Origin of the sequence: Fontisubflavum oceani (assembly GCF_030407165.1) — a bacterium.
GTDB classification, from domain to species: domain Bacteria; phylum Pseudomonadota; class Alphaproteobacteria; order Rhodobacterales; family Rhodobacteraceae; genus Rhodophyticola; species Rhodophyticola oceani.
Window position 1 is genome coordinate 3,444,443 of record NZ_CP129111.1, and the last position, 14,557, is coordinate 3,458,999.

The window sequence follows — 14,557 nt, forward strand, 5'->3', positions numbered from 1 at the left end:
TCATTCAATCCTCTCTCTTGCGGCGCGGCCAACACCAATACGCTGAACGATCCAGACGCCGATCATCACGGTGAACGCCGTGAGGTTGAGAAACAGCCCGGGCACCACCAGTAAGGTAACCGCCAGGAGCAAGCTGGCCCGGCCGATCCATCCCAGCCTCGCCCCGCCCAGCCAGCCAGTCAGCGCGATGGAAAGCCCAACAATCGCCAGGGCCGAGCGCAGTAGGACAGGCACCAGGTCAAGCAACGCGCTCTGCCCCAGGAGCTCGGGGTTGGCGACAAAGAGGAAAGGGATGACATAGGCCGGCACGCCAAGTGCGAAGGCGCGCCAGCCGACCGACGAGGATTCCGCCCCTGCGATCGGCGCAGCCGCAAAGGCAGCCACGGCCACCGGAGGCGTGATCTGTCCCAGGACCGCATAGTAGAACACAAACAGATGTGCCGAGAGAGGGCTCGCACCCAGATCAACAAGAGCCGGAGCCACCAGCGTCGCTTGAATGATGTAGGCCGGCGTCGTGGGCATCCCCATGCCAAAGATGAAGGCGGCCAGCATGGCCAAGACCAGCGCGACATAGAGATTGCCGTCGGCAAAGGCAACGACCAGGCTGCTGAAGCGGAAACCCAGTCCCGAGATCTGGACGACGCCAACAATTATCCCTGCCGAGGCACAGGCGATGGCGACTGGAACCGCCGCCCGCGCACCCAACTCAATGCCCTTGAGCAAAACGGTGGGACTCACCCGGGTGGCGCGCCGCAGCAAGGGCGTCACAAGCGTCGCCACAACACCGTAAAAGGCGCAAAGGCTTGGCGTGTAGCCCATGATCAGGAAGGTCATGATCACAATAAGCGGCAGTAGAAAGGTCCACCCCGCTTGAAACTCGCGCCAGGTGGCACCCGGAACACTCTTTTCCAACGGCTGGAGCCCGTGCTTGAGCGCTTCCCAGTGCACCGCAACAAAGAGCGATGCGAAAAACAGCATCGCGGGCAGCGCCGCCGCAGTGATCACCTCTTGGTAACTGATGCCAAGAATTGCGGCCATCAGGAAGGCGGCGGCCCCCATAATCGGCGGGGTGATCTGCCCCCCGGTTGATGCGACGGCCTCAACAGCGCCGGCAAAGGTCTTGGGATAGCCCATCTTCTTCATCATCGGGATCGTGATAGCGCCGGTCGTTGCCACATTGGCCACAGAACTGCCGGACATCGTGCCCATCAGAGCACTTGCCACGACCGCCATCTTGGCGGGGCCGCCCCGGGTCGCCCCAGTCGCCGCCTTGGTGACGTTGACAAAGAAGTCGCCCCCGCCGGTGATCTGCAGCAACGCGCCGAAGACCACAAACAGGAAGATGAAGTTTGTCGAAACGCCCAGGGCGACGCCAAAAATGCCCTCGAAGCTGAAATACATCTGGTCGACGAACTCGCTGATACTGAGCCCGCTATGCGCCAGCGGTCGCAGGAATTCCACATGCCTCAGATGCGGGCCGATGAACCCATAGAAAATGAAGATCAGGCAAAGCACGGATATGGCCATGCCAAGCGAGCGCCGGGTCAGTTCCAGCACAACCGCGATGGTGCCAAAGGCTACAAACAGCTCGATCGGGCTGGCCTGCTGCGTCCAGGGCGGACGGACCACAATCGAGGCGTGGAAGATGATCATATAGCCGACGCAGATGATCGACAGGGCAATGAGCACGGCGTCAATGCCATTCCGCCGCCAGCCGCCCGAAAGGCGATAGACCAGAAACCCGATCACGAGCGCAAAGAGCAGATGCGTACCCCGCACCACCAGATCGGGAAACAGGGTGAAAGGGGACGCCACGATGAGGTGAAACACGCCCATCGACACAGCCAGAATGGCAATGGCTTTATCCACATTGATCGGCATGAGGGCGTTGTCTTTCGCTTGTAACTGGGGGGCGCGACGAGCCGAGCTTGCATCGCGGTGTGGCAACGGAGATCGGGCGTGCCGTCTCCGAAAAGCCGCGCGCGGGGACACGCGCGGCTTGGTGTCATCGGATCCGCCGTTAGTTCAGGCGCGGGTCGTCTGTTGGGATGCCCTGTTCCGCGTAGAAGCGCGCTGCGCCAGGATGCAACGGCACCAACATGCCGCGACCGGCCGTCTCGGTTTCGATGAACTGCAGCAGGGCATGGGTCTGCTGAAACCGTTCCAGGTTGTTCCAGATCGCAGACGTCACCCGATAGGCCGTCTCGTCCGGCATCTCGTCCGTGGCGAAGAGGAAAGTATTGGTCCCAACCGAGATGGCCGGTTCAGCTTGCCCCTGGTAGAGGCCCACAGGCAGGGTGACCTGCTCAAACCCGCTGCCATATTGAGCAAGATACGCCTCCACCCGGTCTTCATCGAGGGACAGAACCCGGATCGGGCGTGCCGTCTCGGTCGCAAGCACCGTGGAATGTGGATAGAGCGCCACCCACATCACCGCATCGAGCTGTCCGTCGCGCAGCGCGCTTTGCGACTCGCTCCAGCTCAGGTGGTGGACCTGGCCGCCATCGACCTCCAAGTCTTCGATGGTCATGTCATAAACCGCGAGCAGATTGTTGAAGGCGTTCCAGGAAGTCTGACCAGGCTGGCCCGCACTGATCTGGCGTCCGACAAGATCCTCGACCGACTGGATGTCGGAGTCGGCGTCCACCCAAATCTGGATTGCGCTCGGAAAGAAGGTCATCAGCCCGCGCACGTTTTGGATCGGGGCCTCTGGCGTCGCCGGATCGCGACCCGCCCAGGCGTCGGAGGCATTGCTTGCCGAGGTCAGGCCCAAATCGGCATCGCCCGCGCCAACGCGGAGAAGGTTGGGGCCAGAGCCGCCGGGCTGCACCCCGACGATGCTGTCCGGGAATTCCTCGCGGAGCAGGTCGCCAAGACCCGTGGCCACAACGTTGAACGTGCCGCCGCTTGGTCCGCCACCAATGTTGAGAAAAGCCGGATCCTCGGCCTGGGCAGTGGTCGGCCCAAGCATCCATGCCGTCGTCAGTGCAACGGCTGCGGTCAAAACGCCGCGTCGGCCAAAGTGTCTTGTCATTGTCGCCTCCCTTGAGATGGTCAGGAAAGTAGCAGGCGAATTGCGCAACAACTCAACGAGTTTCATGCGAAGTTCGGATAAAATTGAGCCCTTCATAGATTTTCCATATAAGTGAATAGCCCGAGACGGCTCTAGGGCCCCGGCCCGCGCTCCCAATAGGGCCGTAGGGCGGCTTTCATATACTCGACGAATCTTTGCGCCGCCGGAGGCAGGGACCGCCCCTTACGTGTAATCAGGCCCAGCTCCCGAAATTTGGGCGGATCGATCAGAATGCGAAAGGCGATATCGCGATCCCGTGGGTCGACCGACATTTGCGGCAACGCCGAAATCCCCTGGTTTGCCTTCAACAGGGACAGAACCGTGGCAATGTTCGACACCTCGACCCAGGGAACCGAGATGTTCTCGGGCACCGGGTCAAGGGAATCCAGGATCGGCCGGATGCCGGTGTCGGATGCGAATGAGATAAACGGGTACGCCGCCAACTCCTGCCAACGGACGGGCCCTTGTTCGGATGCCATCGGGTGGGATCGGTGCATCGCAACACCAAACGGGTCGCGTATGATCGGTTCGAACTCCAGCCCCATGACCTGATCCGTGCGCCCGGCGACACCGATATCGACCTCGCCATTGGCCACCTTTTCACAGATTCCGAACGAGTTATCATCGCGCAATGCCAGGCGAATACCGGGAAACGCCTTTGAGTACCCCTTGATCGTTTCAGGCAGGATCCTCGTTGCGACCGAGGGTAAAACGGCCACCGCGACATGGCCCGATTGCCCTTCGACAATCGACTGGACGCCGGACAGTGTGGTGTCCATATCGTTCAGGACGCGTTCCATCGCCGGCAGGAAAGATCGGCTCGCCGCCGCAAGACGCAGCGTCTTGGTCGAGCGATCGAAGAGTGTGAGTCCCAGCGTTTGCTCCAACTGCTGGATCGCAGCGGTGACCGAAGGCTGAGACATGCCCAGCGTTTCCGCCGCACGCGTGAACGACCCCTGGCGCGCCACCGCGACGAAAGAGCGCAGCTGTGTCAGCGTGACCTGTTTCTGTTTTGCCATGCGGCCAGTTTTATCGCCCCGTCCTGCGGAGTAAAGCAAGCACCGATCAGGCCGCGTCGGGTTTGTTCGCCAACAGGTGCCCGCAACCGAAAGGCGCAGTTCCCGCAGAGCAGACCGCCACCAAAGACTGTTCCAGCATGTCCTCCCGCGCGCTCATATCGGCCGTCTCCCAAGTTGGGCACTCACGGCTTCTTTCAATATGGACTGTCGCGAGAGAGAGTTTTAGGCCGCAAATGCGGGGCGGCGTCCAAGCCGGTCATTGACCCATCTACGATGGTCTTGCGTGAACTGCACTCGAAAGCAAAGGGATCAAAGGGGTTGCGTGATCACGTCTATCTCAAAGCGCACTGGCTTCTGAGTCTTGCTTTGCAGGCCAGAGACGCGTTCCTTGATCTGACCCGACACCATCACGTCGACCACTTTCATCTTCACCAGCTCACAGCCGCGCAACTTGCTGTCGATTGCCATATTGAGAAGAGCAAGGTTGCGATGGTTCTTGGCCAATTCGAGTCGCACCCGGGTTGACCAGACGTGCTTTGGTTTCACTGGTCGCTTCTGACCAATGATGCGGCCCTTGTTCCCGGAGAGGCGTAGGGCACGTATGGCAGGTAAGTTTGGTGTTTCCATGACTGATCCTCCGATCTGCCATGCCCTTCCAAAACAACAACCCGACATTGGCCAAAGCACCACGTCATGAGACAGCGCACCGCATCCGGCGATGGTTTTAGGTGGAGCCCTCAGCGCTTCTTCTCAAGGGCCGATCGAGCCTTGAGGTGAATGTAGGACAGCTGCAGCAAAGGCATGAGGAGAGCCGCGGGTGGGCGGCCAAGCTACGTCAGGCTTCTGGAGCACAAGCTCGCGCTTGATAACCCCGGCATGGTCACCGCTTGTGTAAGAAACTGCATAACCCAAAATGGCCGGTAGACCATTTGACTATTGGCGAAGCCCAGCTAATTCCTAAAGAGAGTTTTGTGCGGGGGACCTGCGATGCGGCCCTGGTTTGGCGACTTTCGCAGCCATTTTATACCGAATGGCTTTGGGATGCGAATCTGGCTGACAATTGGGGCCACAGCAGCGTTCGCCGCCTCGGTCGCCGTTTTGCCAACGATGGGGGCCGCGCAATCGAGAGACGACCCCTTTTTGCTTTATGATGAAAACGGCACGACCATTCGTGCAACGCTGCAATTCGGCGCAAATCTGGTCAGCGAAGCCAACCTGTTCTGGAACCTTTCCGATCTCGCCGCGCCCGGCTCGGGTTACGATCCCGATGCGACCTGGCTGGAGCTCTACGTCACCCCCGGGCTGACGTTCGAAACAGCGCTGAACGGCGGGGCCTCGGTCTACGGTCGCGTGTCCGCCGTGGGCTCATTCACCTTTGGGACGGATGCCTTTGACACGGGCGACACCGGACGCTGGACCCTTGAGGAGGCCAATCTCGGCCTGCGCGTGCCGCTCGGTCAGGATACCGAGCTGGATCTTTCCTTCGGCGCGCAACCCCTCCGCCTCGGCACGGGCATGTTGATCTCGGACGGCGCCTCGGACGGTTTCGAACGGGGTGCGCTGAAATTCGGTCCCCGTAGCGCATGGGAAATGACCGCAATCGCGGAACTGACCTACAACAACTTCGCGGGCACGCTGTTTTACATTGACCCGCGCGAACGCCCAGCAGTCGATGGTGAGAACGAACTAGCGGGCTTGGATGTCAGGTTCGACGATCCCGCGGGCGGCTATTTCGGCCTGACCTATGTGAGTGTGCTAAACTCCACCTCCGCCTATCCGCAGGCTGCGCCCGGTGGCATGGGCCCGCCCACGGTGATCCCCGGTGCCCGCGACGGAACAGACACCATCAGCATCTATGGACGGACAAACCCCTTCGATGGCGCGTTGGAGAATGTCTTCTTCACCACCGACCTTGCCTATCAATGGAACGATCGCGTGGATCTTGAGGCCTGGGCCGGACGCGTGCAGGCGGGCTATACCTTTGCCGAAGCGCCCTGGACACCGGTTCTGACCTACTCCTACCAGACCTTCTCAGGCGACGATCCCAACACGCCGGAACTGGAGCGCTTCGACCCGCTTTACTACAACGGCTCGCCAAGCGCCTGGGCCACCGGATCAAAATCCGCGATGATCTGGATTAACTCCAACGTCCAGTCGCATAACTTGTCCCTGTCTGTGCGCCCGACAGAGCAAGATACCATCACCCTGCGATACGCCCATGTCCGGGCGAACGAGCTGAACAGCCCGCTGCAATTCGGACAGGCGACACGCATCGATATCGGTGGTGCCACCGGCAACGTCGTGACGGGCGTCACCGATGCGCATCTCTCGGATGACCTGTTCATCGAGTACCAGCGCGTGATCAATCGAAACGCGTTCTTCTTGGCCGGTTTGAGCGCGTCGAGGCCCGGAGCGGGAATTCGGGATGTGTTTCCAAATGATGACCCAGTTTGGTTAGGAGGCTTCGTCAATGTCGTTTTCAATTTCTAAGGTCGCCACCATCTTGGCTTTGGGCGTGGTGGCCGTTTCGGCCCTATCATCCAACGTGCAGGCGCAGGCAACTGGCTTTCCCACGGCACAGGAGTCGGACCCGACGGTGATGGGATGGATGGAGGGCTTCCCGCCCGCGCCGGATCAACGCATCACCAACCCGGACTCGAACTTCTTCAGCTTCCCAAGATTGCGGTGGTCCGTGTGCCATCTGCGGGAGTTTTTGCCAACGGAACAGGTCAGTCGCGGCCTCGGCGCGCCTGTTCCGTTCAACTACGCGTTGGACGAGACAATCGACGATGTCACCTTCTTGCCGATCCGGGGCGAGGAAGAGATGACCTGGGAAGAGTCGCTCTTTGCGAATTACACCGATGGCATCCTGATCTTGCACGAAGGGCGGATCGTATATGAACGCTACTTCGGCTGTCTTGATGAGGCCGGGCAGCACGCAGCGATGTCGATGACGAAATCGTTTTCGGGTATTCTGGCGGAGATGATGGTGGCCGAAGGCACGCTTGATGACACGGCCCTTGTGCAGGAAATCATTCCCGAACTGGAGGCCAGCGCGTTTGGGTCGGCCACGGTCCGCCAAGTCATGGATATGACGACGGCGTTCGAATTCAGCGAGGATTACGGCGATCCGGACGCGGCCATCTGGGTCTATAATGCTGCCGCCAGCCCGTTCCCGAAACCCGCCGATTATGACGGTCCCGAAGGGTATTTCGAGTATCTTCAGACCGTTGGACCTGACCCGGATGGCATCCAACACGGCGATGAGTTCCATTACCGCACGCCGAATTCCGACGTGCTGGGTTGGATCATTTCGCGGGTGTCGGGCCAGGAAGTTACGGAATTGTTGTCGGACCGGATTTGGAGCCGGATGGGTGCCGAGCAGGACGCTTATATGACGGTCGATGGGGTGGGCACGCCCTTTGCCGGCGGTGGTCTCAGTGCGGGCCTACGGGACCTGGGGCGATTTGGTCAGATCATGCTCAACGACGGAGAATGGCAGGGCGAACAGCTTATCCCGGCCGCTGCCATTGAGAGTGTCGTGGGCGGTGGCAACCTCGATGACTTTGCCGCAGCGGGCTACGCCGATCTTGCCGGTGGCAGTTATCGCGGTCAATTCTGGATCTTCAACAACGACCACGGTGCCTACGCGGCGCGCGGGGTTCATGGCCAGACAATCTATATCGACCCGACGGCCGATATGGTGATCGTCCGCTTCTCCTCGTTCCCGATCGCCTTTAACAGCCGTATCGACCCCACATCGCTGCCGGCCTACCAGGCGGTGGCCGAGCATCTGATGGCGCAATGAAGCGTGTTCACAAGCTCCTCCTCGTGCTTACGATTTCGCTTGTCTTGGGGGGCCTGTTGGGCGCCCCAACCCTGGCTCAAGACGAGATGCTCCCATCCGAAGCGGAGGCAGACACAGGCCCTCAGGAGCTTCTTCTGCGACCAGACATACCGATTGACGAACTGGCCTATCGCTTGGTTCCCCTAAGACGCCTAGCGCAGATCGTTGGAACACCCGGCCTGAAATCCGTTGTCGCAATGGGCGATCAGTCGCCTGGTATCGGCCTCTGTCCATCCGGCGGGGTTGGTCACCTGCACCCATGGGCCAATGTAGTCGGCGGCGTAATAGGCATGCCCATGTCCGGGTGGGGAGCCAAAGGACAACGCCATGTCGAGCGCCAGTTGAAACTGTGTAACAATAGGCATGAAGATGAAATGCTCCGACATATCCGCAGCGGGCGGGTCGCGCATCCAGGGTGGCGCGCGCCAGAGCGAAGCCGGTTCGTAGAACACAATGGGATCGCTCGAATACTGGAGGAAAACGATCCGCATATCGCCCCAAACGGCATCGCTTTCCGAGGCATCCGCAACATGCGAGGCGTATCTGATCAGCGAGCCATCTCCGATCTCGGGCAGCACCCAAGGACTGCCCGGATTGCGTTGGCTCTGCACATAGGTCCAGAAGGCCGAGGGAAAGGGCGGACCCGCCCAGAACGCGCCGTCGATGGGATCATCCAACAAGCGGAAAAGATTGGTGGCATGCATCGACGACCAGGCCCCGAGGCTCAACCCATGCACGTATAAGCGAGGACGTTCCTCAGGCGGCAAAGTTTGCCAATGGCCGTGGACCACGTCCTGAAGGGCGGTGGCCTGCTCAAGGCCAGTATTGGTTTCGAGGATCAGGGCCAGCGGCGATTGCAGGTAGGAATACTGCACCGCAACCGTGGCGATATCGCCATTGTGCATATACTCCACGGGGTCATGCGCGCCGGGATCCATCCAACCTGTGCCCGTTGGGCTGGCGACGACCAGCACTTCGCGCTCAAACGCACCGAGCCGCAGCAGTTCTGCAAGCGCCAGCTCCGCCCTCTCCTGCGGTGTCGCGCCATTGGCACGTCCGACATAAACCCGGATCGGGTCGAGCGCATCGCGGCCCGAGAAGGCCGAGATTGCCGCTGCGTCGGGCCCGGACAGGATGAAATCGCGCCCTGGCGCCCCGATGGCGGTCCAGTCGATCAGCGAGGCGGCACTTCCCACCATGCGCGCATCGGTCGGACGCGGCGGCGCCTGATCAAACAGCGCTTGCGCCGCCTCATAACTTTCATCAAGGCCGGTCACGACGCCGTCAAGAATGCCGTCCCGGGTGACGAGAAAGAGCAGCACCACCACCGTCACAAAGCCTAGCACATTCGCCCGCCGGGGCGGCATAACGCGGTAGAACCACGCCCGCACAAGTCGAAACAGCGAGGCGACAATCCGCCCCACAGCGTAGGCCACGGCAAATGTCGCAATCGCCACCACCATGATGCGCATTAGATGCAAGCCATCCGCAGGTGCGACGCCCATCTTGCTGCGCAAGTCGTTCTGCCATGTCAGGCTGGAGCCAAGGACCCAAGCAAAGGTCCCCAGGATCGCCAAAGCAAGGATCAGGGTCACGACCCTCGACACCCGGCCGGAAAGCCGGGGAGGTCTGCCGCCCGCCAAAGCAGTCCGGCAATCTGACCCAAGAGATATCCGAGCGCTGTCACTAGGCCGCCTAAGATGCCCTGCGTCTCGGGACCGCGGGGAATGAGCGAGGGCGTCAGCGACGCGGCAAAGAAGACAAGCCCCAGCATGAGGCATGGGACAGAGATAGGCCCAATCAGCCGGGCCACGAAACGACGGGTCATGCAATCTCCCTTCGTGGCCCATCGGCTCCGCCGCCGATGCGTCCTTGCCAAAGCTCTGCAATCACATACGATCTTTCACCGGCCATGATTTTCATCCCGAAAGCTGGAACGGCGCATCTTCGAATTCCGATGCACCTTGCTATAGTCGCACCACGGACCAAGCCGAAAGCGAGAGCCGATCGTGCAGTCATTCTTCGATAGTCTTTCCAAGCGCCCCGGCGTTTGCTTTGTCATACTGGCCATGATGATGGCCATACCCTCGCCGTCAATGGCCCAGACCGACCTCACCACCTTCGAGGTGCCCTTCCTAACACTGAGGAACAATACAGGCTCCGACGACGCCGGAGACCTCTTCGGCGGTGCGCGAAGCGGCCTGAGTGCCGGTGAGTGCCAGGTGCGCGCGCTCGATTTTGGAAATCTGGCACCGCTTGCAGACAGCGCTCCGTCTTTCATCCAAGAGGAGTTCCTGGATGTGGACCAGGTCAGGCTTTCTGAGCCCGCCGATCTTCTCGATGAGATTGAGGCCTCAGCGACGGCAGGTGAGCCAGCAATCTATGTTCACGGGTATTTCATCGACTTCGAAAAAGGCTGTCGCCGCGCGGTTCTCCTTCAGAACAACGCCAATCTCGGCGGACGCTTTCTTTGGTTCAGCTGGCCGTCCGATGGCGCGATAGCCTATTATACCCATGACGAGGCGGATCTCTATTGGTCCGTCCCCGACCTCGCGGACGCCATCATTGAGCTTGAACGCCGGTTCGGCAGCGGCGTGGATGTCGTCGGCCACAGCCTCGGCGCGCGCGGCGTGGTGCTTGCCCTCTATGACGTCGCGAACAGGCACCCGAACATTCGTCTCGATGAGATTGTCTTGCTGGCCGCCGACATGGATTTCGAGATTTTCAAGCGGTTCCTGCCGCGCATTTCCCCAATCGTGAACCGCATTACGGTTTATGTCACATCTGATGACGAACCACTGGAGTTGTCAGCGCAGCTTCACGGCTACGCCCGGCTCGGCGAAGGTGGAAACGACGTGGCGTCGCTGGAAGGTGTCGAAGTCATCGATGTGAGCGAGCTGCGAACCGGATCCCCCACTGGCCATCTCTACCACATCTACAGCGGAAGTGTCGGCGATGACCTTAATCAGTTGCTGAACGATGGAACAGGCGCCGCTGAACGCCGCAATCTTATGCAGAACGGGCCAAACTCATGGTTGCTGCTTCAGAGTGACCAAGTCGACTGACGGTAAAGGGTGCTGTGGTCGTCTTGGAGCCGCAGGTTGGGCTTGGCAATGTGCACTGACAAAGGAATGACAGCTGTGTCTGCGAGTTCGTAGGTCGCGGACTTTTATGCCCGCAGCGAATGTCCGATAAGCGAGCGCGGCTGTAGCCTCATATCAGCGCGCTGAATGCCTCTTTTGGACCGTTTCACGTCCCGCAGGCGGACGAATGGCAGGGCCCTGCAGAATGGGCGCAGGTGAGTCACACAAGTAAGACAAGTCGCAACCTGCCCGTTAGGCAGTTGCAGCCATTTCAATGGCTTGCTGGTCTGGCAGGCGATCCAGGGTCGCCAACCATTCTCCCGTAGACAGCTGACCTAGCAGCAGATGGGCTACAATGGCGGGACACATCATGCGCATTGCAGCTTGTCTGAGTGACGCCCGGCACAGCATTTTTATCACCGCTTTCCGGTCCCGTTGGCAAATTACCCAGGACGAGAGTTATCATTTTGGCGCTTCAAGACTTCAGCCTACTGGGAGGCATCCTCAAACCTATCCATCGGCTCCAATGATTTACTGATCCCACCGCTTATCAGACCGGCCCTTAAAGCTGCGCAATCGGGGCTTTGCGGACGTTGGAATCCGGATACTTCAGACATCCTGCGAAAGCCACAAAAGCGCCGGGCACTTAGCAGGGACGCTGTCTGCACTGCCCCAACCTTCAGTCGACGTCGCAAAAGTGTAATGGGAATCGGCTAGCAGTGCACAGGTGTGCAATGCCGCATTCATCGCAGTTCATCTTCGCCTCGGAGGCAACATGACAATCCTGATCAGAACCACCGCAATCGCCGTCGCAACAGCCGCTTTGGCCGGCAACGCCGTGGCAGAAAACCTCACCGTCACCGTATGGGCCGGCGGTTCCAATGATAGTGACAGCTATCGCATCGAAGCCATTGAGATGGCCGCCGACATCCTAGAACGCGAAGCCGCAATCCTGGGCGAAGAATTGGACATTACCGTTGAAGGCCGATGGGATTTCGCCGGATGGGAAGAATTCAAACAGGGTGTGACCCTCGCCGCCGAAGCGGGCGACGCACCCAATATTGTGGTTACATCGCATCTCGATATCGCCCCATGGAGCCAAGCGGGCTACATCGTGCCAGTCGAAGATTATCTGGACCTCGACGCCTGGCCGTTGAGCAATGTTTACCCAAACTTGATGGACATCGCGGCCTTTGACGGCGTCCAGTGGGGCGTGCCGCAGGACGCCGAATCTCGCCCCTTCTTCTATTGGATCGAAACCCTGGAAGCACTCGGCTATTCCGAGGATGATATCGACGCGTTGCCAGAGCAGGTTGCCAATGGCGAGTATACCCTTGCCAATGTTCTCGCAGACGCCACGCGCGCCGTGGAAATGGGGTTGGTTGAAGAAGGCTATGGCTTTTATCCGCGCGTCTCCAATGGGCCGGATTACGCGCAGTTCTACCAATCATTCGGCGGCGAGATGATCGACGATGAAACCGGTCGCCTGCTACTGGACCGGGCCGCCATGACGGAGTTTTATCAGTTCTTCGTCGACGCGGTTGCTGCGGGTGTCACCCGGCAGAACCATATCGGAACCGATTGGGGACAGTGGTACAACGAAGTCGCGAACGGTCGCGCCGCATTCTGGCATGGCGGCACATGGCATTACGGCCGCTATATCCGCGAGGGCAACGACGATTTCTGGAACACCGTTCAGTTTTCGCTGATCCCTGCCGGCAACGATGCGGGTCGGCCCAACACAATCACCCATCCGCTCGTCTACCTGGTGACGGCACAAGGCGATGACCGCGCAGAAGAAATCGCCGCTCAACTCGTGGCAATCGCGACCGAACCTCGCCTGAACACGCTCCACGCGATCCAGTCGAACCATTTGGCCGTCGCCCAAGCGCAAGAGAGCATTGATCTGTATTCGGGTGACCGTTGGGCGGCAGAGGCCACCGAACGTTTGCTGGCATCGGCCAATGCGCAGCCCAACCATCTACAATACGGCACTTTCTCGGAAGCGCTGTTCAGCGGCTTGGAATCGGCCTGGACTGGCGTCCGGACGCCTGAAGAGGCCGTTGCCGAAGTGGAGGCGCGGTTGCGCGCAACCCTGGGCGACGAACTCATCGTTCGCTGAAACAGCCGATCAATCGGGGCGCGCCGATTATATCGGCGCCCCCATCTTGCCTGCGACACCGGGGTTAATCATGCGCAACCATTTACTCGGCATTGGATTTCTCGCGCCCGCCATGTTGGTTGCGATCCTATTCTTCCTGGCGCCTGTCCTTTTGACGGTTCTGTTTTCCTTCACAAATATGTCGACCGCGACAGGGATTTCCGGCGGCGACTATATGGTGTCGCGCTCCCAAATCCGCAGCCTCGAGGCGCAGGGGATTAGCGCGACCACGGTTGAGCAACTGGAAGCGGCCGGATTCCAGATTACTGGAAGCTGGATTGGCCCTCTTCGCCAATGATTTCGGTCAGGACCGTGCCGAGGAACTTCGAGACGATCACTTGGGCGATACGTTTGACGCCCGCCGCGACCTCGAGCGGATTCTGCGCAACCTCGATAGCGATCCGATCCGCAGCACCCGCGAACGCAAAGCGGCCGCCGACCTCTTCGCCGTCACCATCCTAGGTGAACGGTTTAGCAGTGAGGCGGCCTTTCGGCAGGCCCTCGAGACGACCGGGATCGATCCCGCCGACCGCGACCTGCTTACAGAAGCCGCCTATACCGGCTGGACCTGGACGTCGGAAAACTTCTCGCTGTTATTCGAGTTGCCTTCAACCTGGCACTATGCCTTTAACAGTGCCTTTTACGTCACCTGCACCTTGCTGGTCAGTGTCGGTTTGGCGCTGTTCCTCGCAATCGCAACTTTCTATCTGCCGCAGGCCTTGGCGAATTTCTTCCGCTCCGTCTGGTTTTTGCCCCGCATCCTTCCGCCGGTAATGTTCGTGCTGATGTGGACGTGGTTCACCTGGGACAATGGGTTTATCGCTACGGTGACTGGCTGGTTTGGCATTCCGCCGCAAAACTGGATGATGCAAACTTCGGTCCATGCCTGGACTGTCGTGATCTTGATCAATGGGTTTGTCGGCGCCTCGCTCGGGATGATCCTGTTTTCATCAGCCATAAAGGCCATCCCGACATCGATGCTTTACGCAGCAGAAGTCGACGGCGCGAACAGATGGCAACAAGTGCGCTACATCATCTTGCCGCAGATGCGCTGGCCGATCTTGTTTTACACCTGCTATCAGACGCTCAGCCTGCTGACCTCGTTTGAATACATCTTATTGGCGACCAATGGCGGGCCGGGCAGCGCCACCGAAACTTGGTCCTTGGCGGCCTTCAACATCGCGCTCAGCAATTATGGTGGGAACCTGCAATACGGGCTTGGCTCGGCCTTCGCGCTGATCCTGGTGCTGATCGGCATCGTTCTGTCGCTCGCCTATCTGCGGCTATTCAACTTCAAAGATCTCGTTAGCAAGCCAAGGATCGAACAATGACCGGGCACGCACGTATCTGGCACCTCGTGGCCATTCTTGGCAT

Annotated in this window: 10 protein-coding genes and 2 pseudogenes; 6 read left to right on the forward strand and 6 right to left on the reverse strand. The window is 59.8% G+C overall.

Annotation, left to right across the window (positions count from 1 at the left end; translation table 11 throughout):
• The 4 genes and pseudogenes from QTA57_RS17510 to QTA57_RS17525 all read right to left on the reverse strand — a co-directional run.
• Positions 1–1,881 carry a TRAP transporter permease gene (locus QTA57_RS17510; RefSeq protein ID WP_290152850.1) on the reverse strand — a complete coding sequence of 627 codons (1,881 nt, stop codon included), beginning with the start codon at positions 1,879–1,881 and terminating at the stop codon, positions 1–3.
• A 139-nt stretch (positions 1,882–2,020) separates the two neighbouring features.
• Positions 2,021–3,034 (reverse strand): TAXI family TRAP transporter solute-binding subunit, encoded by a 1,014-nt coding sequence (locus tag QTA57_RS17515; protein WP_290152851.1) that lies wholly within the window; start codon positions 3,032–3,034, stop codon positions 2,021–2,023.
• A 131-nt stretch (positions 3,035–3,165) separates the two neighbouring features.
• A complete protein-coding gene (locus QTA57_RS17520) occupies positions 3,166–4,092 on the reverse strand; it encodes a LysR family transcriptional regulator (protein ID WP_290152852.1) in 927 nt (308 codons plus the stop codon).
• A 333-nt stretch (positions 4,093–4,425) separates the two neighbouring features.
• A pseudogene (locus QTA57_RS17525) lies at positions 4,426–4,719 on the reverse strand (integrase); the annotation flags it as partial.
• 360 nt (positions 4,720–5,079) lie between these two features.
• On the opposite strand from QTA57_RS17525, the gene QTA57_RS17530 reads away from it, so the two are divergent.
• Entirely contained in the window at positions 5,080–6,582 is a 1,503-nt protein-coding gene (locus QTA57_RS17530) for an alginate export family protein (RefSeq protein ID WP_290152853.1), read from the forward strand.
• Positions 6,563–7,900, forward strand: coding sequence for a serine hydrolase domain-containing protein (locus tag QTA57_RS17535; protein ID WP_290152854.1), 1,338 nt, complete (start codon positions 6,563–6,565; stop codon positions 7,898–7,900). Before QTA57_RS17530 ends, QTA57_RS17535 begins: the two co-directional genes overlap by 20 nt.
• A 191-nt stretch (positions 7,901–8,091) precedes the next feature.
• On the opposite strand, the gene QTA57_RS17540 is transcribed toward QTA57_RS17535, so the two are convergent.
• A complete protein-coding gene (locus tag QTA57_RS17540) occupies positions 8,092–9,138 on the reverse strand; it encodes an alpha/beta-hydrolase family protein (protein ID WP_290154970.1) in 1,047 nt (348 codons plus the stop codon).
• Positions 9,121–9,767 (reverse strand): annotated as a pseudogene (locus QTA57_RS17545) (alpha/beta-hydrolase N-terminal domain-containing protein); the annotation flags it as partial. The gene QTA57_RS17540 and the pseudogene QTA57_RS17545, both read right to left, overlap by 18 nt.
• 181 nt (positions 9,768–9,948) lie before the next feature.
• Between QTA57_RS17545 and QTA57_RS17550 the strand changes: the two are divergent.
• From QTA57_RS17550 to QTA57_RS17565, 4 genes are all read left to right on the forward strand, one after another.
• Positions 9,949–11,004 carry an alpha/beta hydrolase gene (locus QTA57_RS17550; protein WP_290152855.1) on the forward strand — a complete coding sequence of 352 codons (1,056 nt, stop codon included), beginning with the start codon at positions 9,949–9,951 and terminating at the stop codon, positions 11,002–11,004.
• A 793-nt stretch (positions 11,005–11,797) separates the two neighbouring features.
• A complete protein-coding gene (locus QTA57_RS17555) occupies positions 11,798–13,144 on the forward strand; it encodes an ABC transporter substrate-binding protein (RefSeq protein ID WP_290152856.1) in 1,347 nt (448 codons plus the stop codon).
• A gap of 70 nt (positions 13,145–13,214) precedes the next feature.
• Positions 13,215–13,481, forward strand: a complete 267-nt coding sequence (locus tag QTA57_RS17560) for a hypothetical protein (protein ID WP_290152858.1) — start codon at positions 13,215–13,217, stop codon at positions 13,479–13,481.
• Entirely contained in the window at positions 13,462–14,514 is a 1,053-nt protein-coding gene (locus QTA57_RS17565; RefSeq protein WP_290152860.1) for a carbohydrate ABC transporter permease, read from the forward strand. Before QTA57_RS17560 ends, QTA57_RS17565 begins: the two co-directional genes overlap by 20 nt.
• Positions 14,515–14,557 lie beyond the last annotated feature (43 nt).

Coding starts and splice junctions, on each gene's coding strand:
- QTA57_RS17510 (WP_290152850.1), bottom strand. CDS start 1,881: ATGCCGATCAATGTGGATAAAGCCATTGCCATTCTGGCTGTGTCGATG.
- QTA57_RS17540 (WP_290154970.1), bottom strand. CDS start 9,138: ATGGTGGGAAGTGCCGCCTCGCTGATCGACTGGACCGCCATCGGGGCG.
- QTA57_RS17520 (WP_290152852.1), bottom strand. CDS start 4,092: ATGGCAAAACAGAAACAGGTCACGCTGACACAGCTGCGCTCTTTCGTC.
- QTA57_RS17535 (WP_290152854.1), top strand. CDS start 6,563: ATGTCGTTTTCAATTTCTAAGGTCGCCACCATCTTGGCTTTGGGCGTG.
- QTA57_RS17515 (WP_290152851.1), bottom strand. CDS start 3,034: ATGACAAGACACTTTGGCCGACGCGGCGTTTTGACCGCAGCCGTTGCA.
- QTA57_RS17530 (WP_290152853.1), top strand. CDS start 5,080: ATGCGGCCCTGGTTTGGCGACTTTCGCAGCCATTTTATACCGAATGGC.
- QTA57_RS17555 (WP_290152856.1), top strand. CDS start 11,798: ATGACAATCCTGATCAGAACCACCGCAATCGCCGTCGCAACAGCCGCT.
- QTA57_RS17560 (WP_290152858.1), top strand. CDS start 13,215: ATGCGCAACCATTTACTCGGCATTGGATTTCTCGCGCCCGCCATGTTG.